The sequence below is a fragment of the Paenibacillus sp. genome, assembly GCF_035645235.1.
In the GTDB taxonomy this organism is placed as follows: Bacteria; Bacillota; Bacilli; order Paenibacillales; family YIM-B00363; genus Paenibacillus_AE.
In genome coordinates, this window is the sequence record NZ_DASQMZ010000088.1 from 1 (window position 1) to 23,794 (window position 23,794).

Below are 23,794 nucleotides of genomic sequence, written 5' to 3' on the forward strand. Positions count from 1 at the left end.
ACGCAGGTCGATCAGGTGCAAGACGGCTTTCAAATTGCGGCGCTCCGTCAAATACTTCTCGATCATCTTGCCCCATTGCTTGCGCGTCTCCTGCGACACTCTCGCGAAGCCGTATCCGGGCAAGTCGACGAAATACATCGAGCCGTTGATGCGGTAATAGTTGAGGGTTTGCGTCTTGCCCGGCTGGCCGCTCGTGCGGGCCAGGTTTTTCCGTTGGATCAATCGATTGATAAGGGACGATTTCCCCACGTTGGAACGCCCTGCCAGAGCGATCTCCGGCAAGGCGTCCTCGGGGTATTGCTCCGGCTTTACGGCGCTAATTACGAATTCCGTCGTATGAATCTTCAATGCTCGTTCCGACCTTTCCTTCCCCCGCCGTCAGCGAATCGCTTCTTCGCGCGCGTCCTCTTTGGCGAGAAGCGCATGCCGAAGCACCTCGTCCATATGGGACACCGGAACGAATTCGACCTCTTGCCTCACGCTGTCGGGGATTTCCCGCAAATCCTTCTCGTTGTCTTGCGGGAGCAAAATTTTCTTAATGCCTGCGCGGTGCGCCGCGAGCGCCTTCTCTTTGAGGCCGCCGATCGGAAGCACCCGGCCGCGCAGCGTAATCTCGCCCGTCATCGCGACGTCCCGGCGGACCGGCGTCTCGCTGAGCGCCGAAATGAGCGCGGTCGCGATCGTAATGCCCGCGGACGGACCGTCCTTCGGAATCGCGCCTTCCGGGATGTGAATGTGAATATCCTTCTTCTCGTGGAAGTCGGGCGGAATGTTCAGCTCCTCGGATTTCGAACGCGCGTAGCTGAACGCCGCTTGGGCGGATTCTTTCATGACGTCGCCGAGTTTGCCGGTGAGCGTCAGCTTGCCGCTCCCGGGCAGCACCGTCACTTCGATATGCAGCGTATCGCCGCCGACCTCCGTCCAGGCGAGGCCGCAGACGACGCCGACCTGATCTTCCTCCTCGGCGAGGCCGTAGCGGAATTTCGGCGGTCCGAGGTATTCCGGTACGTCGCTCTCGCGGACCGCGAGCTGCCGCTCCGGCTCGGATACGATCGTCTTGGCGGCTTTACGGCAGAGCGCGGCGATTTGCTGCTCGAGATTGCGCACGCCCGCTTCGCGCGTATACTCCCGAATGACGCGCTGCAGCGCTCCTTCCTCGATCTCGAGCTGCTCCACCGTAAGCCCATGATCCTTGCGCTGCTTCGGCACGAGGTGGCGCTTTGCGATCTCCAGCTTCTCCAGTTCGGTATATCCCGGAATGTACAACACTTCCATCCGGTCCAGCAGCGGCCTCGGGATGTTGTGCAGCGCGTTCGCCGTCGTGACGAACATGACTTTGGACAAATCGAACGGCGTCTCGATGTAATGGTCGCTGAACGTACTGTTCTGCTCCGGATCGAGCACCTCGAGCAGCGCGGAAGCCGGGTCGCCTCGGAAATCCATCGCCATCTTGTCGATTTCGTCTAACAAAAAAACGGGATTATTGCTGCCTGCGTTCTTCAGCCCCTGGATGATTCGTCCCGGCATCGCGCCGACGTAGGTGCGCCGATGCCCGCGAATTTCGGCTTCGTCGCGCACGCCCCCCAGGGAGATGCGTACGAATTTCCGCTCGAGCGACTTGGCGATCGACCGACCGAGCGACGTCTTGCCGACCCCTGGAGGACCGACGAGACAAAGAATCGGCCCCTTCAGCTTCTTGACGAGCTTCTGAACCGCGAGGTACTCCAGCACCCGCTCCTTCGGCTTTTCCATCCCGTGGTGATCCTCGTTCAGGATGCGCTCCGCCTTTTCCAAATCCAGGTCGTCCTCGGTCGACTTGTTCCACGGCAAGGCGAGCAGCCAATCGACGTACGCGCGAATGACGCCGCCCTCGGCCGACGTCGCCGGCATCTTCTCGAGACGATCGATCTCCTTCTCGACCCGCTCCGCGACCGCCTCGGGCACGTCGGTTTCCTTCAGCTTCGCGCGCAGCTCCTCGACCTCGCCGGCGCGGCCTTCCTTGTCGCCGAGCTCCTTCTGAATCGCCTTCATCTGCTCGCGCAGGTAATATTCCTTCTGCGTCTTCTCCATCTGTTTCTTGACGCGCTGGCTGATCTTGCGCTCGAGCTCGAGCACCTCGCGCTCGTTGTTCAGGAAGCCGAGCAGCTTCTCGAGGCGGAGCCGGACGTCGATCGTCTCGAGAATGTCCTGCTTATCGCGAATTTTGAGCGACAAGTGGCTGCAGATGACGTCGGCGAGCCGGCCCGGTTCGTCGATATCGGAAACTGCCGCAAGCGTCTCGGGGGTGACCTTCTTGGATAAGTTGATGTAGTGCTCGAACTGCGCCAGCACCGTGCGCATGAGCGCGTCGATTTCGGAATCCTGCGTCTCCTGCTCGGGCATCTCGCGCACCGACACCTCGTAGTACTCCGCGTTCGGCACGTATTCGGCGATCTCCGCCCGCATGACTCCTTCGACCAACACCCGGATCGTGCCGTTCGGAAGCTTCAGCATCTGGCGCACCTTCGAGATCGTGCCGACCTGATAAATATCGTCTTGCGACGGCTCTTCGATGTTGATTTCGGACTGGGTGCAAAGCAAAATCATGTTGTCCTCGATCATCGCCTTCTCCAAGGCCTTGACCGACTTCTCCCGGCCGACGTCCAAGTGGAGCACCATGCTTGGGTATACCAAGAGCCCCCGTAAAGGCAGCAGCGGCAGGCGCCGTCCTTTCGGTTTATTCAAGCCCATCCTGTGGCACCTCCAAGAGACTCTTCTGCATTAAACTGTACTTCATTCTACCAAAGCGGCATGCAAATTACCAATGAGGGCGGCCGGCAACGATCAGCCGCGCTGCTCCTCTCCCTCCGCGTGCAGTACGGACACCCCGCGCGCGCCCGCGTCCGCGCCGAACGCCGGCAGCTTCGTTTGCAGCGAGTCGCGCTCGACGCCGAACAGCTCGCCGAACAATTCGTCGACATGCTCAAGCGGCACGACCGACAGCCCGCCTCCGAGCCCGTCGAAGATCGCCTGCCAGTTCTCCTTCGGGATGAACACGCGCGTCGCGCCGGCCTGGAAGGCGGCTTCCACCTTCGCGACGACGCCGCCGACCGGCTTCACCTTGCCGTGAATGCTCACTTCTCCGGTCATGGCGATCTTGTTGTCGATCGGCACCCCGAGAATCGCCGACGCGATGGCGGTCGCCATCGCGACGCCGGCGCTCGGCCCGTCGATCGGCACGCCGCCAGGGAAGTTGACGTGCAAGTCGTAGTCGCTCGGCCGGAGGCCGAAGCGGCGCAGCACGGTCATCACGTTCTCGACGGAGCCGCGCGCCATGCTTTTGCGGCGGAGCGTTTTGGAGCCGCCGCCGAGCTCCTCCTCGTCGACGACGCCCGTAATGTTGATCGTGCCCGCCCCGGGCTTCGCCGCCTCGGTCGCGGTCACCTCGATCTCGAGCAGCGTGCCCATATTCGGGCCGTATACGGCGAGACCGTTCACGAAGCCGACCATCGGCGACTCCGGAATTTTTTTCTCCGGCCGCGGCGTCATCTGGCTGCAGCGCGCCACCCATTCCACGTCGGCGGCGGTCAGCTCGCTGCGCCCTTCCGTAAGGGCGACGCCGGCCGCAAGCTGCACGATGTTGACCGCTTCGCGCCCGTTCGTCGCGTACCGCTTCACGACGTCGATCACCGCCGTGTCCGGCTCCATGCCGACCTTCTTGATCGCGTTCTCCGTAATTTCGGCGACCTCCTCCGGCAGCAGCGGACGGAAGAAAATTTCCATGCATCTCGAGCGCAGCGCCGGCGGAAGCTCTTGCGGCGTCCGCGTCGTCGCGCCGACGAGGCGGAAGTCGGCCGGAAGGCCGTTCTGGAAGATGTCGTGAATATATCCCGGAATATGCGTATCCTCGGCGTTGTAATAGGCGCTCTCGAGGAATACTTTCCGGTCCTCGAGCACCTTAAGCAATTTATTAAGCTGAATCGGATGCAGCTCCCCGATCTCGTCGATAAACAACACGCCGCCATGCGCCTTGCTGACCGCGCCCGGCTTCGGCTGCGGGATGCCCGCGACGCCCATCGCTCCGGCCCCTTGGTAGATCGGATCGTGTACGGAACCGATGAGCGGGTCGGCGATGCCGCGCTCGTCGAAGCGCGCCGTCGTCGCGTCGATCTCGGTAAACTTCGCCTCCTGGCGGAACGGCGAATCCGGATTTTTCTTCGCCTCCTCCAGAATGACGCGCGCCGCCGCGGTCTTGCCGACGCCCGGCGGCCCATATATGATGACGTGCTGCGGGTTCGGGCCGCACAGCGCCGCTTTGAGGGCGCGCAGCCCTTCCTTCTGTCCGACGATGTCGTTCATGGTCGTCGGCCGCGTCCGCTCCGCGAGCGGCTTCGTCAACGTGATGCTGCGCAGCTTGCGCAGCTTCTCCATTTCCTTCTTCGATTCCCGATCGACGGCTACCTTGTTCGTCTGTTGATTGCGAAGCAGATTCCAAAAATATAAGCCGATGACCACGGCGAAAAACACTTGCACCAGTACCAAGACGAGGCTCAGCGTCACCGTTCGTCCCTCCTCCAGGAATATAATTGTTTATCCCTAAGTATTACCTTCCTTGGGTTGCTTCATCCGGTCATTTTGGGGAGAAGCGGCGGAACGCGCGACCGCGGGAAACGCAAGAAAGCCGTCCCGCGTCGCATGGCGACGGGACGGCTCTAAACAGGCCTTAGCTTAGTTGTGCAAATTATGCGCCTTGCGCCCCGGGATTTCTCCGGTGCGTTGATACGCCTCGACGATTATATCAATTTCCTTCTTCAGCTCGGCGACGAGCTCCTGCTCGGGCACCTTGCGGATCATCTCTCCGTAACGGAATAACATGCCTTCGCCGCGAGCGCCGGCGATGCCGATATCGGCCTCCCGCGCCTCCCCCGGACCGTTCACCGCGCAGCCGAGTACGGACACTTTAATCGGCACCTTCACCTTTTCGAGATAGGCCTCCACCTCGTTCGCCACCGCGAACAGGTCGATGTCGAGCCGTCCGCAGGTCGGACACGAGACGAGGGTCGCCGCGTTCGTGATCAGTCCGAACGTCTTGAGCAGCTCGCGGGCGACCTTCACTTCTTCGACCGGATCCGCGCTTAAGGAAATGCGTATCGTCGAACCGATGCCCATGTTGAGCAGCACCCCGAGACCCGCCGCGCTCTTGACCGTCCCGGAAAACAGCGTCCCCGCCTCGGTAATGCCGAGGTGAAGCGGGTACGGGATCACCTGAGCCGCCTTCGTGTAGGCCGCGATCGCCATCGGCACGTCGGACGCCTTCAACGACACGATAATGTCGTGGAAGTCGAGCTCCTCGAGAATGCCGATATGGAACAGGGCGCTCTCCACCATCGCCTCCGGCGTCGGGTAGCCGTATTTGTCGAGCAGATGCTTCTCGAGCGAGCCCGCGTTGACGCCGATCCGGATCGGGATGCCGCGTTCTTTGCAGGCGGCCACGACCGCTTCGACATTTTTGCGCCGGCCGATGTTGCCCGGATTGATCCGCACCTTATCGATCCCGTTCTCGATCGCCTTCAGCGCGAGCCGATAGTCGAAATGAATGTCCGCGACGAGCGGAATGGAGATCCGCTTCTTGATCTCCTTGATCGCCTCCGCCGCCTCCGGGTTGTTCACCGTAACGCGCACGATCTGGCAGCCGGCTTCCTCGAGCCGATGAATCTCGGCGACGGTCGCCTCCACGTTCGCGGTTTTCGTCGTGCACATGCTCTGAATGATTACGTCGTCGCTGCCGCCGATCGTTAAGTCGCCGACCTTCACCGGGCGCGTGTCTTTGCGATGAAACATGTCGGTTTTCCCCTCCCAAGGATAGACATAGCGAAGCATCCGTCTCGCGAAAGACGGATGCTGCATTAGAAGCTTAGGCGCTTTCTTCCTTTTTGTTTTTCTTCTCGGTCTTCGCGAGCGTCAGCGTCGGCACGATCTTGTTCGCCACGACGTCCTTCGTGATCAAACAATGATTGATGTCCGTCCGCGACGGCACGTCGTACATCACGTCGAGCATAATGCTCTCGATGATGGCGCGAAGGCCGCGGGCGCCGGTATTGCGCTTGATCGCTTCCGACGCGATGGCGACGAGCGCGTCCGGTTCGAATTCGAGGTGGACATTATCCATCTCGAGCAGCTTCTGGTATTGCTTGACGAGCGCGTTCTTCGGCTCGGACAAAATGCGTACCAGCGCCGCTTCGTCCAGCGGCTCGAGCGACGTGATGACGGGCAGACGCCCGACGAACTCCGGAATCAGGCCGTATTTCAGCAGATCCTCCGGCAGCACCATCGATAAATATTCGCCCGCCTTCAAATCCGCCTTCATGCCGTCGGCGCCGAAGCCGATGACCTTTTTGCCGATTCGGCGTTTAATAATTTGCTCGAGGCCGTCGAACGCCCCGCCGCAGATGAACAGGATGTTCGTCGTGTCGATCTGGATGAATTCCTGATGCGGGTGCTTCCGGCCGCCTTGCGGCGGAACGGACGCGACCGTGCCTTCGAGAATTTTGAGCAGCGCCTGCTGCACGCCTTCGCCGGATACGTCGCGCGTGATCGACGGGTTTTCCGATTTGCGGGCGACCTTATCGATCTCGTCGATGTAAATGATGCCGCGCTCGGCCTTCTCGACGTCGTAGTCGGCCGCTTGAATGAGCTTGAGCAAAATGTTTTCGACGTCTTCGCCGACGTAGCCGGCTTCCGTGAGGGACGTCGCATCGGCGATCGCGAACGGCACGTTAAGAATTTTGGCGAGCGTCTGCGCAAGGAGCGTCTTTCCGCTGCCGGTCGGGCCGACGAGCATAATGTTGCTCTTCGTCAGCTCGACGTCCTCGTTCTTCCCGGTCGAATTAATCCGCTTGTAGTGGTTATATACCGCCACGGCGAGCGACTTCTTCGCCTGATCTTGGCCGATGACGTACTGATCGAGAATCTCGCGAATTTGCTGCGGCTTCGGCACTTCCTTCAGATCGAGCTCTTCCTCGTGGCCGAGCTCCTCTTCGACGATTTCCGTGCAAAGCTCGATGCATTCATCGCAAATATATACACCAGGACCGGCGACCAGCTTTCGCACCTGATCCTGCATTTTGCCGCAGAAAGAACACTTCAGTTGGCCTTTCTCTTCGTTGAATTTGAACATTAGCTTCCCTCCTTTATTTCAGCTCGCCCGGGTTGATCACCTTGTCGATCAGGCCGTATGCGAGCGCTTCTTCCGCGCTCATGAAGAAATCCCTATCCGTGTCGCGATCGATCTTCTCGTACGGCTGACCCGTATGCGTGACATAGATTTGGTTTAATTTCTGTTTCGTCTTAATAATCCAGTCGGCGTGAATTTTAATGTCCGTCGCCTGACCGCGTACGCCGCCGAGCGGCTGATGGATCATGACTTCGCTGTTAGGCAACGCGAATCGCTTGCCCTTGGCTCCCGCCGTAAGCAGGATGGAGCCCATGCTCGCCGCCATGCCGACGCAAATCGTCGAGACGTCCGGCTTAATGTATTGCATCGTATCGTAAATGCCCATCCCCGCCGTTACGGATCCGCCGGGAGAGTTAATGTACAGATGAATGTCCTTCTCCGCGTCGTCCGCGGCGAGGAACAGCAATTGCGCGATGACGAGATTGGCCACGTCGTCGTCGATGCCGCTCCCGAGGAAGATGATGCGATCCTTCAACAACCGCGAGTAAATATCGTACGATCGCTCGCCGCGATTCGTCTGCTCCACAACAATCGGGACTAGATTCATGGGTACCAACCTCGCTTCATGACAAATGGGTTACCGTTATTTTAACATGTTCCGGGGGCGGTGTCATTTCGGGCCGCCATGGGGTAAAAAAGGGGCACGCCTCTGAAAAACGAACGTGCCCTCTTTCTTATGGGTTGCGATTATTTCGTCTTGCTGTGTTCGACCAAGAAGTCTACCGCGCGCTTCGCGGAGAGCTCTTCGCGAACGTCGTCGATGCGGCCGTTCGCTTCGAGAATGCCGCGAATCTCTTCTACCGTGCGCTGATACTGGGACGCCATCGTCTCGAGTTCCTTCTCGAGGTCCTCGTCCGTGGCGATAAGGTTCTCGGCTTTGGCGATCGCGTCGAGCACCAGATTGTTCCGCACGCGCTTCTCGGCGTCCGGCTTCATCTGCTCTTTCAACGCGGCCTCGCTCGTGTTCGTGAATTGGAAGTACATTTCCATGTTCATGCCTTGCGAACGAAGGCGGTTTTCGAACTCTTTTACCATATTATTCAGTTCCGTCTCCACCATGACAGCCGGAATGTCGACCGTCGCGTTGTCCGCCGCTTTCTCGACGACGGATTGCTCCTGATGGATGCGGGCTTCGCGCTCTTTGCGTTTCTTAATTTTTTCCGCCAAGTCGCTCTTGAACTCTTCGATCGTCTCGAATTCCGAGACGTCCTTCGCGAATTCGTCGTCGAGCTCCGGCAGATGCTTGCGCTTCAAATCCTGCAGCTTTACCTTGAACGTCGCCGCTTTGCCCTTTAATTCCTCGGCGTGGTAGTCCTCCGGGAACGACACCTCGATGTCCTTCTCTTCGCCCTTCGCCATGCCTACGACGCCTTCCTCGAAGCCCGGAATGAAGCTGCCCGAGCCGAGCTCGAGCGAATGCTTCTCGCCCTTGCCGCCTTCGAACGCCACGCCGTCGACGAAGCCTTCGAAGTCGATAACCGCCACGTCGCCGTTCTGCGCCGCGCCTTCCTCGACCGGAACGATCTCGGCATGGCGCTGCTGAAGCCGCTTCAGCTCTTCGGCGATCTCTTCGTCGGTCACTTCGACGCTCTTCGCCTCGACTTCCAAGCCTTTGTACTCGCCGAGCTTCACTTCCGGCTTCACTTGCACCTTCGCGGTCAGCTTCATCGGCTCGTTCTTCGCGAATTTCTCGATGTCCACCTCCGGACGATCGATCGGCTCGATGCCCGTCTCCCGAAGCGCATATGTATAGGCTTCCGGCAAAATGATGTCGATTGCGTCTTGATACAAGCTCTCCACGCCGAACTTCGCTTCGAAAATTTGGCGCGGCACTTTCCCTTTGCGGAAACCAGGCACGTTCACGCGTCCGGCGACCTTCTTGAACGCTTTATTCAGAGCCTCGTTCACTTGCTCGGCTTCAACCTCGATCGTGAGCACCCCGACGTTGCTCTCTAGCTTTTCCCAACTCGCCTTCATTCTATGCATCCTCCAAACTTTTCGCCCGAAAATATAACCATGCCATTATAACATATAACCTGTCCATTTCAAACGCGAACCCCGGAGATGTCGCGAAAGAACGCCGCCAACGAAGCATAAGCGTCCTCCCAAGCCGGCAGCATCGACTCGGTGATCAAGTACCGATCCTGCAATTCCTCCGAGATGCCGCTGCCGTACATGGCGTGCGCGACGGCCGCATGCAGGGCGCACGCCCAGATGTCCGCCGCCGAATCGTCCGCTTCCGCTACCAAACTCCGATAGACCGAAGTTCCGTACGCGTAGGCCAAAAACTCTTCCCACGTCTGCTTCGCGAAGTGGGCGACCGTCGGGTCCGTCGATTCCGCCGTCTCGCGAACCCGCTCGAGAACCGTAGGGCACGGCTCCGGAAATCGTTCGGCCGAAATCGGCGTTCGTTCGATCTCCACCGTGACGATCTCGCCGAGCTTCGCGAACGTCGCCTCGCCCTGCGCGCCTAGCCGCGCGAGCGTCTGCAGCAGCCTAAAGCTTACAAACGGATGCAGCTGAGAGCCGTCCAATCGTTCCAAGAGCGGTTCCGCGACCGCCTCGTCGTCGAGCGCCGCAAGCTGATCGAGCGCGGCCAGCTGCCTGTCGATCGAAGCGCCGGAGAGCGTCTCCAGCAGCTTGCCGACGTACCGCTTATCGACGGCGGCTCTCTCCGAAACGCGCCGCCGCAGCAGCTCCTCCTCGCCCAGCGGCGCTTCTTCCGAGGCCTCCCGCGCGCGGGCGGCGTCCGGAAATTCGGTCGAGAGCCATTGCAGCAGAGTGCTCCACTCCGCGTTCGTCCGCCCGTCCTCCGTACTGCAGGATACCAGAAACTCGAGCAGCCGAATCGCTTCGCCGTACGCTTCCTTCTCCAGCAGTTTCGTCAATTCGAATTGATAATAATCAATGGTTTTCGGGAAAAGAATCAATTCCCCCCGCGTTTTGCCGTCCATCGTCGCCCCCGGTGTACTCCATGGTCAACTCATTGTAGCAGGTTTTCGAAAGAAATACGAACGCGGCGTTCGGTTGCGCCCAATGCCCTCGTCATGTTATAATTTTCGAGTTCGGTTTTCCGACACGTCCCAGTAGCTCAGTCGGATAGAGCATACGCCTTCTAAGCGTAAGGTCGGGGGTTCGAATCCCTCCTGGGACGCCATTGATACATATAAGTCATCGGGGATGAGAACCCGGGGGGTCGCCGGAGCTTCGCTTCATCGATATCGCTTCGCAGCCTCGGCACTTCGTGCCGAGTATCCCTCCTGGGACGCCATTGTACTTCATATATTGCATACTGCAAAGCCGCCGATCTCGGCGGCTTTTTCGTTTTTTTCCTAAGTTTGAGCCGGATACGTTCCCTCCTCGCGACCCATCCTATAAGCGTACGTCAACCCATCCTTCCTAAGGAGTGAACGCAGTGAGCCAGACGACGACGAAATCGACGACGAGCTCGAACGTACAGAAAGCTGCGCAGAACGCCGGCAAAGAAGTGGCGGCCGCCGTGGTCGACGCCTCCATGAAGGTGGAGAGCGCGATGGCGCAGACGGTAAAGCAAGGCGCGCAGGCGGTGCAGCAAATGGCGCAACAGGGCTCCAAGCAAGCCCAGCAGGTGCTTCAGCAAACGATGCAGCAGGGCTCGTCGCAGTCGCAGCAGCAGGCGGCTACGTCCTCCCAGACATCGCAGGCAAGCGCAACGGGCATGTCCGCTGCGACGGCGCAGCCGCAAAGCGTGCAAATGATGGTCGACCAAATCACGCAGCAGGCGCAGCAGGTCGTTACGGAGGCGCAGCAGCTGGCGCAGCAGGCGATCCAGCACGCGCAAAGCGCGGTACAAAAAGCTACGCAAGCCCAGCAAATTCAGACCGAGGCGCAAAAGGTGCAAGGGATGAGCGCGCAGCAGCTGCAAGAAGCAAAGCTCCAAGAAGAGATGTTGACGCAACAAATGCAGGCCGTGCAGCAGAAAGCCTCGCAAGCGCAGCAGCTGGCGCAGAAAGCGCAGCAAGCACAGCAGCTTAGCGCTTCGCAGCTGCAAGCGGCGCAGCAGGAGCTCCAGCAAGTCGAGCAGACGCTGCACTAAGGAACGCTGACGCGTACCTGCGGATGAAGAAGAGGCCCTGCCGATCGGCGGGGCCTCTTTGTTCCGAATTCGGCGGCGTACAACCTGGTTTCAGGAGGTATCTTATGGGGTTATGGCTCGTGTACGCGCTTCTTTCCGCCGTAACGGCGGCGCTCGTCGCCGTGCTCGGCAAAATCGGCTTGGAGCAGGTCGACGCGAACGCGGCGACCGCCGTCCGGGCGGTCATCATGGCCGTCTTCTTGCTCGGCTTCGTGCTGTTTCAAGGCAAGGGCGCCGCGCTCGCGGAGCTCGCCCACCAGCGGCGCGCCCTGACGTACATCGCGCTCAGCGGCGGCGCGGGCGCGGCGTCCTGGTTGTTTTATTTTCTGGCGCTGAAGTACGGCAAGGTGTCGCAGGTCGCTCCGATCGACAAGCTGAGCGTCGTGCTGGCCGTCATCCTCGCATATCTGTTTCTCGGCGAGCGCATCTCTTGGGCGAACGCCGCCGGCGTAGCGCTCATCGCCGCCGGGGCGCTGCTCGTCGCCCTGAAATAGCCGTCTGTCGGCATCTTCAATCGTTCGCTCCCGGCAGGCGAGCGTGAATCCAATCGACCGGCACCGCGAGTCCGATGCGCAGCTCCGAGCCGTCTTCTTCCTCCATCGTGCTCGTCGCGTAGACGACGCCGATGACTTCCCCGTCCCGAGTAATGACGGGACTGCCGCTGTTTCCTTTGTAGACGGGCGCGTCGATCGCCAGCATCGGCGGATCCCGGTCCGGCAGCAGCCCGCGGGTTTTCCCTTCGTTCGCGATGCCGTTGAAAAACAACGGATTGCCGATCACGTACACCGGCACGTCCGCTGCGCCGTCGTACGCGTCCGCGAGCGTCAGAGCGGGCACGCCTTCCGCGTCGATATCGACGAACGCGAGATCGACCTCCTCGTCGACGGACACCACCGTTCCGCGGTATACGCGGCCGTCGGCGAGATGGACCCGAAGCTCGCCCGGCTCGTCGACGACGTGCCGATTCGTCGCGACAAGGCCGTCCTCGGAAATAAAGAAGCCCGTCCCTTTCGAGCCGCCGGAACGAAGCACGACGACGGACGCTTTATACTCCTGAATCTCCGCCGATTGCGACAATTGCGCCGATACGGTCAGAAACCGCACCGCGGCCAGGGAAAACACCTGCGGTACGAGCGCCATGACCTGCGCGCCGAGCATAAGCGCAAGCACGCCGGCGACGAGACGCTGAAACCAAGGCCTCCGCACGAGCGGCGGCGGCGGCTCTCCTTCCTCGTCGGCCGCTTGGAACAGCTCCGTCAGTTCCTCCTCCGTGAACTCCCGGCCGTATTCGCGATCCTCGTAGTGTCGGAGGTCCGATATCCTTTTCTCCTGTTCGAGGCGCTCCTCTTCTTCCCGATCCGCCACGTTCCTGCCCCCTATCGATTTCTACCATTATAACACGCATCGCGGGCGCATCGGTTTCATAGATAGAAAACGACGAAAGCCCGGAGACCATGTCCCCGGGCTTTCGCCGGTCGTTCAGGCGCGGCGCCTAACCGCCGTAATACAGCGTATCCTCGATCGTGCCGCGCACGTCGCCGAATTTCAGCACCTGCTCCGCGAACGTGCGGCGCGTCGTCTCGCCGTCCGAACCCGCGCCGAACAGCTTCTCCATCGCGCTCGGGAACGCCTCGTGCAAATTGTTGTCGTACCAGTCCAACGCCCGGTCGTCCCGCCTCTCCGATACGTGGACCAAGTCGAATTCGCCGTCCGGCCGACGCTTGAACGTCGCGACGAGCGGCGCGTCGAAGCCGTCCGCCCGCACCTGGACCTCTGCGAACGTCTCGTCCCCGCTGTACCCAAGCCGCACAAAGGCGGCATCTTGTATGCGAATCATTCGGTTTCTGCCCTCCTTGAAGCCGGTTCTCCTTAGAATCCCGCAGGGACTTGCATCTTATCCCGCCTCCGCGCATACCTATAACCATATTCCTCAAGACAAACGAGCGTAAACGCCGCGATCAGAGGCCCGAAGAGGGCTTTTTCGCGTCGAGGGCGCTGACGGGGCTCTACACCAGGAGGGAAAGGGATGAGGATCGATGTGTGGAATTACCGGATGGGTCGATTGGAATAAAAATCTCACCAATTATCCTACGATTCTGGAGAACATGACGGAGACGCTCGGCGCACGGGGGCCGGATGCGTCCGGCACGTGGCTGTCGGGGTCCTGCGCCCTCGGCCATCGCCGGCTCAGCATCATCGACCCGACGAACGGCGCGCAGCCGATGTACCGGAAATACGGCGGACATACGTTTACCATCGTATATAACGGAGAACTCTACAACACCATGGAGCTGCGGAAGGATCTCGAAGCCCGCGGCCATGTCTTCAAGACGAACTGCGACACCGAGGTGCTGCTGGTGTCTTACATCGAATGGGGCCGAGCCGCGGTCGATCGGCTGAACGGCATTTTCGCCTTTGCGATTTGGAGCGAGCGCGACCAAAGCCTGTTCGTCTGCCGCGACCGCGTCGGCGTCAAGCCGCTCTTCTACGCGAACGCGAACGGCGCTTTCCTGTTCGCCTCCGAGCCGAAGGCGATCCTCGCCAATCCGACGTTCCAGCCGGAGGTCGGTCCGGAAGGCCTCGCGGAAATTTTCGCCGTCGGCCCCGCCCGCACGCCCGGCCATGGCGTCTTCCGCGATCTATACGAGCTGAAGCCGGGCCACTTCCTCGTGTACGACAAGAACGGGATGCGCATCGAGTGCTACTGGAGGGTCGAGGCGCGCGAGCATGAAGACGATCTCGAGACGACGGCGCGGAAGGTCGGCGACCTGCTCAAGGATACGGTCGAGCGTCAGCTCGTCTCGGACGTTCCGGTGTGCACGCTGCTTTCCGGCGGCCTCGACTCCAGCGCGCTCACCTCGTTCGCGGCGAAATATTACGCGCTGCACGGCCTCGGCACCTTGCATACGTATTCGATCGATTACGTCGACAACGACAAACATTTCAAGTCGTCCGCCTTTACGCCGAACCCCGATCGGCCGTGGATCGAGAAGATGACGGAATATCTCGGCACGGAGCATCACTTCATCGAATTCGATACGCCGGAGCTCGTCGACGCGCTCGAAGACGTCGTCTTCGCGCGCGACTTGCCGGGCATGGCCGACGTCGACGCGTCCCTGCTGCTCTTCTGCCGCGAAATTAAGAAGGGCGCCACGGTCGCCATCTCCGGCGAAGCGGCGGACGAAATTTTCGGCGGTTACCCATGGTTCCACCGCGAAGACGCGCTGAACGCGAACACGTTCCCGTGGTCGTTGTTTACGGGCGTGCGCGCGGAGCTGTTAAAGCCGGAGCTGGCCGAGTGGATCCGCCCCGTCGAATACGTCGAAGACCGCTATGCGCAGGCGCTCGCCGAAGTGCCGCGCCTCGCGAACGAGAAGGAAGGCCGGCCCGGCCGCATGCGCGAGATGTCGTACCTGAACATCACCCGCTTCATGCCGACGCTGCTCGACCGCAAGGATCGCATGAGCATGGCGGCGGGACTCGAGGTGCGCGTTCCGTTCTGCGATCATCGGCTCATCGAATACGTGTTCAACATTCCGTGGGAGATGAAGATGACCGGCGACCGGGAAAAGGGAATTCTTCGCAAGGCCTTGGAAGGTTACTTGCCCGACGAAGTGTTGTATCGCAAGAAGAGCCCGTACCCGAAGACGCACAACCCGGCCTACCTCGCCGCGGTTCGATCCTGGGTCGAGCGCATTCTGGACGACAGCGCTTCCCCGATTCTGCAATTCGTCAATGCCGATAAAATCCGGCAGATGGCGAAGGGCGAGACGGATCAATTCAACATTCCTTGGTTCGGCCAGCTGATGAACGGCCCGCAAATGTTCGCCTACCTCGCGCAGGTGAACACGTGGCTGAAGACGTACAAAGTTACAGTGAAATAATCCGATACGGAAAACGGCGCGCCCGAGTCGCCTCGGGCGCGCCGTCTTGATTTAAGGACCTGCTTGCAGCGTCCTCCGGCCCCTTTTTCCCACGCGATTCCTTCTGCTCAGCGCAGCTTCTCGGCCAGCGCGCGCAGCGCAGCGCCGCGATGGCTCACGGCGTGCTTCTCCTCGGAAGACGCCTCGCCGAACGTCTTGCCGAGCGCCTCGACGTAGAAGAGCGGGTCGTAGCCGAAGCCGCCCGCGCCCCGCGTCTCCGGCACGATCCACCCTTCGCACGATCCCTCGGCGAACACCGTGCGGTCCGCGTCGGGGTCGTACAACGCAAGCGCGCAGACGAACCGCGCCGCGCTGAGCGCTTCCACAGGCGCCGCCCCGGCGCGCGCCCCGCGCGACGCCAGCTCGGCAAGCAGCTTCGCATTGTTGCGCGCGTCGTCCGACGGCTCGCCGGCGTACCGGGCCGAATAGACGCCCGGCGCGCCGTCCAGGGCGTCGACGCATAAACCCGAGTCGTCCGCGAGCGCGGGGCGGCCGAGCGCCTGCGCGGCGGCGCGCGCTTTCTTCTCGGCGTTCGCCGCGAACGTGTCGCCGTCTTCCTCTACGTCGGGTGACGCCCCGTCCGGGAGATCGAGCAGCGACAGCACCTCATACCCGAGCGGCGCGAGCATCTCGCGAAATTCCGCGGCTTTGCCGCGGTTTCGGGTCGCGACGACGATCGATTTACGCATGGGCCTCGGCCTCCGCGCCCGCATCCGGAATCCGATCGGCCGCGGCGCCGAGCGCCTCGCGCTGCAGGCCGCGAATGCGGCGAATGCCCGCTTCGGCGACGTCGAGCATCGCGCTCAGCTCCTGGCGCGTGAACGGCGCCTCCTCGCCAGTGCCCTGCACCTCCACCAGCTTGCCGACGCCGGTCATCACGACGTTCATATCGACGATCGCTTTGCTGTCTTCCTCGTAATTGAGGTCTAGCAGCACGTTCCCCCCGACGACGCCGACGCTTACACTCGCCAGAAAGTCCGTAATCGGATATTTGCGGGCGTCGGGTATGAGCCCGGCGGCGCGCAGCTTATCCACTGCGAGCGCCAGCGCCACGAACGCGCCGGTGATCGACGTCGTCCGCGTGCCGCCGTCCGCTTGAATGACGTCGCAATCGAGCGTGATCGTGCGCTCTCCGAGCGCATGCAAATCGACGACGGACCGAAGCGACCGGCCGATCAAACGCTGAATTTCCATCGTCCTTCCGCTCAACTTGCCCTTGTTCGCTTCCCGTTGATTGCGCACCTGCGTCGCGCGCGGCAGCATCGCGTATTCGGCCGTCACCCAGCCGCGGCCTTGCCCCTTCATGAACGGGGGCACCTTCTCGTCCACGGTCGCCGTGCAGATCACCTTCGTCGCGCCGACCTCGATGAGCACGGAGCCTTCCGCATATTTATTAACGCCTGTTTCGATCGTCAAGGGCCGAATTTCGTCCCATCGGCGTCCGTCCGTTCGCGTAATCGCCATACCTTTGATTTTCCTCCTTCTCCGTTCGGCCGCCTCTTTGGTGCATACGGCGGCCGGACCCGGCGGACGAGTGCTCGTCCGTTATCGTACCCCATCTTACCAAACGCAGCCGAAAAAATCACATTCCGTCGCCGGCAACGCAAAAGCCGCGCCTCCGGTCACGCGAGGCGCGGCTTGTCGAGCTTTTACAATTCCAGCGGGTTAAGCGCCTTCGGCCGGCTGACCGGCTGCGCGCCGTAATCCTTGTCGTCCGTCGCGATGACCTGCGCCGCGCCGTCGACCGTAATTTGCACGCCCTTCGTCGGCGTCGTTTCGGTCAGCGAGAGCACGATTGCTTGCAGGCCTTCGACCGGAAGCTTTTCGCCGGAGCCGGCGAGCGCCCCGTCGAGATCGACGACGATGTTGTCGGCCGTCAGGCTGACCGTGTTGTCGGCGCCTTCCGTCGGCAGGAACACCGCTTCCAGCTTGCTCGAATCCAGCGGACCGTTGATCAGCTCCGCGACCGTCGCGCCGGCGACGTCCGTCGTCCAACCGATGAGGCGCGTCACCGGCACGTAATAGGTAAAGCTGTCGGCCGTTTGGTTCATGAAGTACAGCGTCACCGGGGTCGCGCGCGTGAAGTCGACGCCCGAGGCGCGTTCTACGTTAATGCCGATGTGGCGCGACAGCGGCGCGTCGAGCGGCGTCATCGCGACCGGCATCTCTTTCAACGCCTTGCCTTCGACCCACAGGCGCACGTACTCGACCGACGGATAGCTCGTCATCGCCCACGTGATGCCCTCGAGAATTTGACGCTCATCTCCCGCCTCGTAGCCGAGGAACGCTTCGTTGAAGTCGATCGTCGCCGTCTTCGTCGTCGCGTCGATGTCGAGCGACAACACCTCGGTGCCCTCGGGGAGCAGCGCCGAGAAGCCTTCCGGCATCAGCTCCTCGCCCGGGCCGCCTTTGACCATGTATTGAAGCGTACGCTTCGCCACGTCTGGCGTATCGAACGGCAGCTTGACGCTGAGCGGCGCGACGTAGCCGTCCGCGTCGCGCGCGTACAGCGTCGCGGTGAACGGGTTCGCGATTTCCGCGGAAGCGGCCATGACGCCGCCCTCTCCTTCGGCCGTCGGGTCTTTCGGGGGGTCGATCGGCGTCGAGCCGGACGACCCGGAGAGCGAGCAGCCCGACAATATGCCGACGGAAGCAATGATGCTAATCCAGCCAACTTTTTTATTACGATTCATGGTTCATGAGCCTCCCCAATGAGTTTGTACTATGTATACGAGCCTCCCCCGCTTTTATGCAACATTTTGTCCGAGTCGGCGCAAAGAGTTGTCCGACGCGTCGAAGGGCATAATACGAGTACATTTTCCAAGATGGGAAGAGGGGTTAAAGATCGGATGAAATACAGCTTGGACAGCAAGAAGGTGGCGTCCGCGACGCGGGAATGGCTGGCGAAGCGGAACGTACGCGTAGAGGAAATCGCGGAGCTGGCGATGTTTTTGCAGAAGGATTACATCCCGGGGTTAACCTTGGAGGAATGCGTGGAAAACGTGGAGCGCGTGCTGGAGAAACGCGAGGTGCAAAACGCGATCCTGACCGGCATCCAGCTCGATATTTTATGCGAGCGCGGGGAGCTGTTCGCTCCGCTGCAAGAAATGGTGAAGAACGACGAGGGATTGTACGGGGTCGACGAAATCTTGGCGCTGTCGATCGTCAATATATACGGCACGATCGGTTATACGAATTTCGGGTATATCGACAAGCTGAAGCCGGGCGTCCTCCAGCGGCTGAACGACAAACACGACGGCTTCATTCATACGTTCCTCGACGACATCGTCGGCGCGATCGCCGCCGCGGCCTCGAGCCGCATCGCGCACGCCCGCACGGCGACGCTGCCCCCCGAGTCCGAGGCGGAGCCGGCCCCGGCGCTGTAGCGGCCCCGACGTCGGAGTTTCTCCGACTATCCGGTCGCAGGCGGCCCAGGGACCTCATTTAGTCGGAGTTTCTCCGACTATCCGCCCGTCAGCGGCCCGGGGAACCCAAATAGTCGGAGTTTCTCCGACTAAACGACCGTCAGCGACCCGGGGAACCAAAATAGTCGGAGAATCTCCGACTATACGACCCGTCAGCGGCTCGGGGAACCCAAATAGTCGGAGTTTCTCCGACTATTGGGCCGCCCTAGCCCGCCGGTGGCGGTAGCCCCCGAAGCCACGACGTCAGCGTGCGGCGTACAAGATGCAGCCGGCTGCGTCCTCGGACGCGGCGATGCGGCCCCGGCGCTCGAGGTACGCGAGATGGGCGAGCGTCTCGGCGAGCGCGAAGCGCAGCTGGTGCACCGACAGCTTGTCCCCGAACAGGGCGCGGCAAAGCGCGTAGCCGGTCATCGGCGCGGACAGCGCCGCCTCCATCCGCGCGAGACGCTCGTCGTGATGGGCGCGGATCGCGCGCACGCGCTCCGCGTAGTGCGCGAACGGCTCGCGGTGGCCCGGAAACGCGAGCGTGACCGGCAGCGGTTCGGCCTCGTCCAGCGACGCCAAATACGTCCCGAGCGGGTCCGTGTCGCCGAACGGCAGCAGCGAGACGTTCGGCGTAATGCCCGGCAGCACGTGGTCGCCGCAAAACAGCCGCCCCGTCGAAGCGTCCCAGAAGCTCAAGTGGCCCGCGGCGTGGCCCGGCGTATGCAACGCGTCGTACGACCGGTCGCCCAGCGTCACCGAGGCGCCGTACGCGAGGTGCTCGACGAGCGCGGGGGCCGGATGCGGCGTCACCATCGGCAAGAAGCTGCCCAAATGCTCCCGCATCGCCGGCTCTTCCGCCTCCGGGTAGCCGTGCCGCGCGAACAGCGCCAGCGTCGCCTCCGCCGTCTCGCGCCATGCGCCTTCGCCCCACAGCGTCTCCGCTTGCGCCCGAGCGGCGGCCGACAGCCGGACGGGCGCGCCGGAGCGCTCCTGCATCCAGCCCGCCAACCCGTAATGGTCCGGGTGATGGTGCGTCAGGACGATCGAGCGGACATCCCGCCAGCGAAACCCGACCGCCTCCGCCGCCTCCGCCCAACGCGCCTCGGCCAGCGCCGTCCGCAGCCCCGGATCGACGATATCGACGGCGCCGTCCGCCCCGCGCACGACATAAGCGTTCACCCACAGCAATGGAAAAGGGAGCGGCACCTTCACCTGCCAGATGCCGTCTCCCCGATCCGCGATCGCAATTCCCGCGCTCATGCTTCCTTCTCTCCTCTGTGCCCTACCAAAATGAGGCGCTTCGACGTCGGCTCGTCGTACGCGGAGCCGTCGTAGTCGCCGTAAACCGCGTCGAGCGACAGCCCGACGCGCGCCAGCATGCCCTCGAAGGCGGGCAGCCCGTACAGCTTCACCCGTTCCTCGTAGGATCGGGGGGCGGCGTCCTTTTCGGAAACCGTAATGGTCTTCACGACATAGCCGTCGCGCACCGCGCGCCGCTCGTCGATGGTCAAATCGCCGTCCCGGCGCGTCGAATGCGGCACCAGGTTCGCCAATACATAAGACGGATTGAGAAAATCGATGACGTACCGGCCGCCGGGACGCAGCAGCCGGCGAATTTCGGCGAGCACCCGCTCGTTCTCCGCGTCCGATTCGAAATAGCCGAACGACGTGAACATGTTCAGCACCGCGTCGAACGGTCCGTCGAGCGGCACGCGGCGCATGTCGCCTCGCACCCAGCGAACCGCGTTGTCCTCGCGCTCCCGCGCCTCGGCGAGCAGCGTCTCGGACAGATCGACGCCGACGACCGCATAGCCGAGCGCGTCCAGCACGACGGAATGGCGGCCGGTGCCGCAGCATAAATCGAGCACGCTCGCCCCCTCTTGCAGCCGCAGCCATGACGACATGGCCCTCACCTCGTGTTCGGCACCGCTTACGTCTCGATGCTTATAGATAACCAGATAGTCTTCGCGAAAGCTTCGCTCGTACCAAGGCTCGTTCAACCCGCTCGCACCTCCGGTTCTTATCGTTACCCATTGTACGACGCGACGCGCCAAAATTCAAAAACCTTCCGCCGTTCGCGCCCGCGATGGGCGCCAACGGACGGAAGGTCCGAAGAGGTTTCCGTATGGAAAGAAGCGTACCGTCAAATGTTGAGTTCCCCGAGCCTGATCAGCTCCACAACCGCTTGAGAACGGCCTTTGACGTTCAACTTCTGCATCACGTTGGAAATGTGATTGCGTACGGTCTTCTCGCTGATGAACAGCAGCTGGGCGATATCTCTGGTCGTCTTGTCTTGAACCAGAAGTTCGAATACTTCCCGTTCGCGATTCGTCAGCAGAAACTTATTCCGATGGTGGTCGTTACCCTTCAAGTGCGTCACCCCTCCTTGCTCGGGATTTGGTTTACAAGGTTAAGGGATACAGTCAACATATAGTATGAAGGGCGCAAACCGATGGTGATACCGACCAGAAAAATAGGCGCATAAGGAAAAGGCGAGGAGCATATGCTCCTCGCCTCGAATAAAGAACGCTGCTGGATTCGATTATCGCGCCGAGCCGACCACGCCGGCTTGCGCGCGGTTCATGCCCGTGCCGCTGCCCGTTATGCCGGAGTTGACGCCGGCGCCGGCGTCCGTCCCCGTCGTTCCCGCGCCCGTCGAATGGCGGGCGTTGTTTCGGTCGAACGAATTGTTGAGGCCTTGCGTCACGCCGTTCCGATTGCGCTGATCGTTGTTCATGTCGTACCGGTTCATGTCGTCGAAGTTAAAGATGCCGCTGACCCAGCTATTAAACTCGTCGATCAGGTTGCGCCCGTTCGCCCCGCCGAAGCCGTTGGTCCCGTACGTGCCCAGCCGCTCCACGAAGTTCCGATCCGCGCTGACATAGACGTTGCGCACGTTCGGCGCGAGGGAGCGCACGACGCTCTCTACGCGGGCGCGCACCATCTGGCTCAACCCGTTGTTGTTTTGATACGCGCTCATTTGGCCGTAGGCGCCGCCATTGTACATATAACGGCTGTTCTCGTCGTCCATGCCGCCGTTGACGCCCGTACGGTTTAGCCCGACGCGGCCGGAACGTCCGCCTGCGGCGCCGCCGTTCATGCCTTGGTATCGGCCGTAGTCCATATCGCCGCCGACGTCGAGGCGTTGCGTCGCGCCGTAGCTGCCCGCGCCGCTGCCGAGGTCGGTCGTGCTGCTGGCGCCCGTCCGCGCGCCCGCGTTGTTCGCGCGAAGTCCGCCGCCGGATTGCTGCATCGTCACGCCGCCGATCAAGCCGTTGCCGACTTCGTCGCCGCCGAGGCCGAACGTACGACCGGTCGCCGTCCCGTTCGTTCCGTTGGCTCCGTTCGTCGCGCCGCTTCCGTTCGTCCCGGCGTTTCCGGCGTTTCCGACGTTTCCGCCGTTGCCGTTGCCGTTACCGTTCAAGCCGAACATCCGGCCTAGGCCGCTAAGAAACCCGCCCGGGTTGCCGTCGCCGCCGCTGTAGCCGCTAATCTCCGAACCGCCGGCGAGTCCCCGCCCGTTGCCGCGCGTCGTCAGGCCGTACATGTTCGGCGCCGCGGCGCCCGTGCCGACGTCGTTCCGGCCGAAGCCGCCCGCGTTACCCGCGTTCTCGCCTTGGCCGCGCACCATCGGGAACGCGCGGCTGTCCGTCGCGCCGTAATAGTTCCCGGGTGCGCCGTATTCGCTCGCGTTCGTGCTGGATCGCGCGTTGTTTCCACCAAGCGCCGGACCGTTGCCGGCGTTCGCGTTCAGTTCGACGCCGACGTACGCGTTCGTCTCTCCCAGCACGACGCGAGCGCTCGAGATGCCGTCGAGCCGCTCGATCGCCCGTGCGATTTCTTGGTTCAGCTGCAAGTTCCGATTCGTATGAGTGCCGTATCCGGTCGCCGACCCCTTAACGCCTTGTCCGGCGCCCGTCGCGTTCGTCCGGTAACCGTTTTGCGGCAGATCGCCCGCTCCGTTGCCGCCGCCGCAAGCCGCCAGCGCAAGAACCGACGCGCCGATGACGGTTACGCGAAGAAATTGCTTCAACATCGTACCTCATCTCTCCGTTTCTCAAGGTTATGGTGGAAACACCCTTAGGATGCTCCCCGCCCCCCGGTTCATGCGCTGCCGGCGTGCCATAAAGCTTGACTGTATAGGGAAAAGGTTTACGGCTTCATAAACATCTGGGTATACATCGCGCCGCACGGACCGCCGTTCGACACGCCGATGCCGATGTGCGTAAAGTCGGCGCTGAGCACGTTGGCCCGATGGCCCGGCGAATTCATCAACGCCTCGTGCGCCCGCTGCACCGTCTGATTGCAGGCGATATTTTCGCCCGCGGAGGAATACGCGATGCGAAAATCGCTCATCATTTGGAACGGGGAGCCGTACGTCGGCGAATCATGCGAGAAATAGCCGTTCGCCGCCATATCTTCGCTCTTGAACCGCGCGACGCGCGAAAGCTCGACATGCAGCGTCAGCGGCGGCAAATTCGCCTCCGCGCGAGCCGCGTTCACGAGCGCGGACATTTCCCGTTCGGCGGCGGAGACCGCATAGGAAGCCACATTCGCGCCTGCGCCGCCGGAACCTCCGGCGCCGGTCGGGGCTTGTCCGGTCGGGGCCGGGGCCGTCTTTAACCGGGTATACGCCTGCAGGATCGAGCGGAGCGTCGCCGCGTCGACGGTGCCGGTCGCGCGCAGCCCCGCCGTCCGCTGATACGCCTTGACGCCGTTCGCGGTACCCGCGCCGTACGAGCCGTCGATCTTGCCCTGGTAATACCCCATCGAACGAAGCATCGCTTGGACCGCGTAAACGTCGGCGCCCTTCGAGCCCGGTCCGAACGCCCATGCGGCCGTCGCGAACGCGAACAACGCCGCGCCCGCCAGCCCGAGCGCGAGCAGCCGCCTCCGCCATCTTCTAAGAAAAGCTAACATGTTAAATTTTGTTCCTCCCTATCGGTATGTACAGGGAGCCTGCCGGCTTCCCGTCGACTTAGTGTTTCCGTCGGCGCGTCTTCGCTATGCGGCCCGCCGTCAGGTAAGGCGCCGCCGCGCGCCGGCCGCCCGCCGGCCGCTCGATCGCCGCCCGCAGCAGCCAAGGGGCCGGCGTCGCCGCGCGCGACAGCGCGGCGACCGCCTCGGGATGCGC

The 23,794-nt window shown here is 61.9% G+C and carries 22 protein-coding genes and 1 tRNA gene; 5 read left to right on the top strand and 18 right to left on the bottom strand.

All coding sequences use genetic code 11. The features are described from left to right. The 8 genes from yihA to VEZ38_RS08360 all read right to left on the bottom strand — a co-directional run. Positions 1–348 (bottom strand): ribosome biogenesis GTP-binding protein YihA/YsxC (gene yihA, locus VEZ38_RS08325; protein ID WP_324892890.1); only part of this gene is annotated, 348 nt, incomplete at its 3' end. Between the two features lie 30 nt (positions 349–378). Beyond that, positions 379–2,730 (bottom strand): endopeptidase La, encoded by a 2,352-nt coding sequence (lon, locus tag VEZ38_RS08330; RefSeq protein WP_324892891.1) that lies wholly within the window; start codon positions 2,728–2,730, stop codon positions 379–381. A 93-nt stretch (positions 2,731–2,823) separates the two neighbouring features. After that, the gene (lonB, locus tag VEZ38_RS08335; RefSeq protein ID WP_324892892.1) at positions 2,824–4,539 is read right to left on the bottom strand and encodes an ATP-dependent protease LonB; all 1,716 of its coding nucleotides are present in this window, start codon (positions 4,537–4,539) and stop codon (positions 2,824–2,826) included. A gap of 168 nt (positions 4,540–4,707) precedes the next feature. Next, positions 4,708–5,820, bottom strand: coding sequence for a flavodoxin-dependent (E)-4-hydroxy-3-methylbut-2-enyl-diphosphate synthase (ispG, locus tag VEZ38_RS08340; RefSeq protein ID WP_324892893.1), 1,113 nt, complete (start codon positions 5,818–5,820; stop codon positions 4,708–4,710). A gap of 73 nt (positions 5,821–5,893) precedes the next feature. Continuing rightward, entirely contained in the window at positions 5,894–7,156 is a 1,263-nt protein-coding gene (gene clpX, locus VEZ38_RS08345; protein WP_324892894.1) for an ATP-dependent protease ATP-binding subunit ClpX, read from the bottom strand. Between the two features lie 13 nt (positions 7,157–7,169). After that, positions 7,170–7,760 (bottom strand): ATP-dependent Clp endopeptidase proteolytic subunit ClpP, encoded by a 591-nt coding sequence (gene clpP / locus VEZ38_RS08350; RefSeq protein WP_324892895.1) that lies wholly within the window; start codon positions 7,758–7,760, stop codon positions 7,170–7,172. A gap of 140 nt (positions 7,761–7,900) precedes the next feature. Beyond that, positions 7,901–9,190 (bottom strand): trigger factor, encoded by a 1,290-nt coding sequence (tig, locus tag VEZ38_RS08355; RefSeq protein ID WP_324892896.1) that lies wholly within the window; start codon positions 9,188–9,190, stop codon positions 7,901–7,903. Positions 9,191–9,258: 68 nt separating this feature from the next. After that, on the bottom strand, positions 9,259–10,167 hold the full coding sequence (locus VEZ38_RS08360) for a hypothetical protein (RefSeq protein ID WP_324892897.1): 909 nt from the start codon (positions 10,165–10,167) through the stop codon (positions 9,259–9,261). Between the two features lie 126 nt (positions 10,168–10,293). On the opposite strand from VEZ38_RS08360, the gene VEZ38_RS08365 reads away from it, so the two are divergent. The 3 genes from VEZ38_RS08365 to VEZ38_RS08375 all read left to right on the top strand — a co-directional run bounded on the left by VEZ38_RS08365 (position 10,294) and on the right by VEZ38_RS08375 (position 11,821). Next, a tRNA-Arg gene (locus tag VEZ38_RS08365) sits at positions 10,294–10,370 on the top strand. A 258-nt stretch (positions 10,371–10,628) separates the two neighbouring features. Further along, positions 10,629–11,288, top strand: a complete 660-nt coding sequence (locus tag VEZ38_RS08370) for a hypothetical protein (RefSeq protein ID WP_324892898.1) — start codon at positions 10,629–10,631, stop codon at positions 11,286–11,288. 104 nt (positions 11,289–11,392) lie between these two features. Further along, a complete protein-coding gene (locus tag VEZ38_RS08375) occupies positions 11,393–11,821 on the top strand; it encodes an EamA family transporter (protein ID WP_324892899.1) in 429 nt (142 codons plus the stop codon). Between the two features lie 16 nt (positions 11,822–11,837). Here the strand turns inward: VEZ38_RS08375 and VEZ38_RS08380 are convergent, their stop codons facing one another. Beyond that, positions 11,838–12,692, bottom strand: a complete 855-nt coding sequence (locus VEZ38_RS08380) for a serine protease (RefSeq protein ID WP_324892900.1) — start codon at positions 12,690–12,692, stop codon at positions 11,838–11,840. A 127-nt stretch (positions 12,693–12,819) separates the two neighbouring features. Further along, complete coding sequence (locus VEZ38_RS08385) at positions 12,820–13,164, bottom strand: hypothetical protein (protein WP_324892901.1); 345 nt, start codon at positions 13,162–13,164, stop codon at positions 12,820–12,822. Between the two features lie 199 nt (positions 13,165–13,363). On the opposite strand from VEZ38_RS08385, the gene asnB reads away from it, so the two are divergent. Continuing rightward, positions 13,364–15,211 (top strand): asparagine synthase (glutamine-hydrolyzing), encoded by a 1,848-nt coding sequence (gene asnB / locus VEZ38_RS08390; protein WP_324892902.1) that lies wholly within the window; start codon positions 13,364–13,366, stop codon positions 15,209–15,211. Positions 15,212–15,318: 107 nt separating this feature from the next. Here asnB and VEZ38_RS08395 read toward each other — a convergent pair whose 3' ends face one another. From VEZ38_RS08395 to VEZ38_RS08405, 3 genes are all read right to left on the bottom strand, one after another. Then, positions 15,319–15,939 carry an XTP/dITP diphosphatase gene (locus tag VEZ38_RS08395; RefSeq protein WP_324892903.1) on the bottom strand — a complete coding sequence of 207 codons (621 nt, stop codon included), beginning with the start codon at positions 15,937–15,939 and terminating at the stop codon, positions 15,319–15,321. Next, entirely contained in the window at positions 15,932–16,714 is a 783-nt protein-coding gene (gene rph, locus VEZ38_RS08400; RefSeq protein ID WP_324892904.1) for a ribonuclease PH, read from the bottom strand. The genes VEZ38_RS08395 and rph overlap by 8 nt, the downstream gene beginning before the upstream one ends. Before the next feature lie 185 nt (positions 16,715–16,899). Beyond that, positions 16,900–17,943, bottom strand: coding sequence for a GerMN domain-containing protein (locus tag VEZ38_RS08405; protein ID WP_324892905.1), 1,044 nt, complete (start codon positions 17,941–17,943; stop codon positions 16,900–16,902). Between the two features lie 156 nt (positions 17,944–18,099). Here VEZ38_RS08405 and VEZ38_RS08410 point away from each other — a divergent pair, with 156 nt between their 5' ends. After that, entirely contained in the window at positions 18,100–18,636 is a 537-nt protein-coding gene (locus VEZ38_RS08410; protein ID WP_324892906.1) for a phosphatidylglycerophosphatase A, read from the top strand. Positions 18,637–18,918: 282 nt separating this feature from the next. Here the strand turns inward: VEZ38_RS08410 and VEZ38_RS08415 are convergent, their stop codons facing one another. The 5 genes from VEZ38_RS08415 to VEZ38_RS08435 all read right to left on the bottom strand — a co-directional run bounded on the left by VEZ38_RS08415 (position 18,919) and on the right by VEZ38_RS08435 (position 23,580). Further along, positions 18,919–19,920 carry an MBL fold metallo-hydrolase gene (locus tag VEZ38_RS08415; RefSeq protein WP_324892907.1) on the bottom strand — a complete coding sequence of 334 codons (1,002 nt, stop codon included), beginning with the start codon at positions 19,918–19,920 and terminating at the stop codon, positions 18,919–18,921. Next, complete coding sequence (locus tag VEZ38_RS08420; protein WP_324892908.1) at positions 19,917–20,660, bottom strand: class I SAM-dependent methyltransferase; 744 nt, start codon at positions 20,658–20,660, stop codon at positions 19,917–19,919. The genes VEZ38_RS08415 and VEZ38_RS08420 overlap by 4 nt, the downstream gene beginning before the upstream one ends. A 143-nt stretch (positions 20,661–20,803) precedes the next feature. Continuing rightward, positions 20,804–21,031 carry a helix-turn-helix domain-containing protein gene (locus VEZ38_RS08425; RefSeq protein ID WP_324892909.1) on the bottom strand — a complete coding sequence of 76 codons (228 nt, stop codon included), beginning with the start codon at positions 21,029–21,031 and terminating at the stop codon, positions 20,804–20,806. Positions 21,032–21,202: 171 nt separating this feature from the next. Further along, a complete protein-coding gene (locus VEZ38_RS08430) occupies positions 21,203–22,696 on the bottom strand; it encodes a YhcN/YlaJ family sporulation lipoprotein (RefSeq protein WP_324892910.1) in 1,494 nt (497 codons plus the stop codon). Between the two features lie 116 nt (positions 22,697–22,812). Further along, entirely contained in the window at positions 22,813–23,580 is a 768-nt protein-coding gene (locus VEZ38_RS08435) for a CAP domain-containing protein (RefSeq protein WP_324892911.1), read from the bottom strand. Positions 23,581–23,794: the final 214 nt, after the last annotated feature.

What these genes read in the sequence shown, in the direction of transcription:
- VEZ38_RS08375 (WP_324892899.1), top strand. Translation starts at nt 11,393, where the DNA reads ATGGGGTTATGGCTCGTGTACGCGCTTCTTTCCGCCGTAACGGCGGCG.
- VEZ38_RS08430 (WP_324892910.1), bottom strand. Translation starts at nt 22,696, where the DNA reads ATGTTGAAGCAATTTCTTCGCGTAACCGTCATCGGCGCGTCGGTTCTT.
- clpX (WP_324892894.1), bottom strand. Translation starts at nt 7,156, where the DNA reads ATGTTCAAATTCAACGAAGAGAAAGGCCAACTGAAGTGTTCTTTCTGC.
- lon (WP_324892891.1), bottom strand. Translation starts at nt 2,730, where the DNA reads ATGGGCTTGAATAAACCGAAAGGACGGCGCCTGCCGCTGCTGCCTTTA.
- VEZ38_RS08360 (WP_324892897.1), bottom strand. Translation starts at nt 10,167, where the DNA reads ATGGACGGCAAAACGCGGGGGGAATTGATTCTTTTCCCGAAAACCATT.
- asnB (WP_324892902.1), top strand. Translation starts at nt 13,364, where the DNA reads ATGTGTGGAATTACCGGATGGGTCGATTGGAATAAAAATCTCACCAAT.
- VEZ38_RS08405 (WP_324892905.1), bottom strand. Translation starts at nt 17,943, where the DNA reads ATGAATCGTAATAAAAAAGTTGGCTGGATTAGCATCATTGCTTCCGTC.
- VEZ38_RS08415 (WP_324892907.1), bottom strand. Translation starts at nt 19,920, where the DNA reads ATGAGCGCGGGAATTGCGATCGCGGATCGGGGAGACGGCATCTGGCAG.
- clpP (WP_324892895.1), bottom strand. Translation starts at nt 7,760, where the DNA reads ATGAATCTAGTCCCGATTGTTGTGGAGCAGACGAATCGCGGCGAGCGA.
- VEZ38_RS08435 (WP_324892911.1), bottom strand. Translation starts at nt 23,580, where the DNA reads ATGTTAGCTTTTCTTAGAAGATGGCGGAGGCGGCTGCTCGCGCTCGGG.
- VEZ38_RS08385 (WP_324892901.1), bottom strand. Translation starts at nt 13,164, where the DNA reads ATGATTCGCATACAAGATGCCGCCTTTGTGCGGCTTGGGTACAGCGGG.
- ispG (WP_324892893.1), bottom strand. Translation starts at nt 5,820, where the DNA reads ATGTTTCATCGCAAAGACACGCGCCCGGTGAAGGTCGGCGACTTAACG.
- VEZ38_RS08395 (WP_324892903.1), bottom strand. Translation starts at nt 15,939, where the DNA reads ATGCGTAAATCGATCGTCGTCGCGACCCGAAACCGCGGCAAAGCCGCG.
- tig (WP_324892896.1), bottom strand. Translation starts at nt 9,190, where the DNA reads ATGAAGGCGAGTTGGGAAAAGCTAGAGAGCAACGTCGGGGTGCTCACG.
- rph (WP_324892904.1), bottom strand. Translation starts at nt 16,714, where the DNA reads ATGGCGATTACGCGAACGGACGGACGCCGATGGGACGAAATTCGGCCC.
- VEZ38_RS08410 (WP_324892906.1), top strand. Translation starts at nt 18,100, where the DNA reads ATGAAATACAGCTTGGACAGCAAGAAGGTGGCGTCCGCGACGCGGGAA.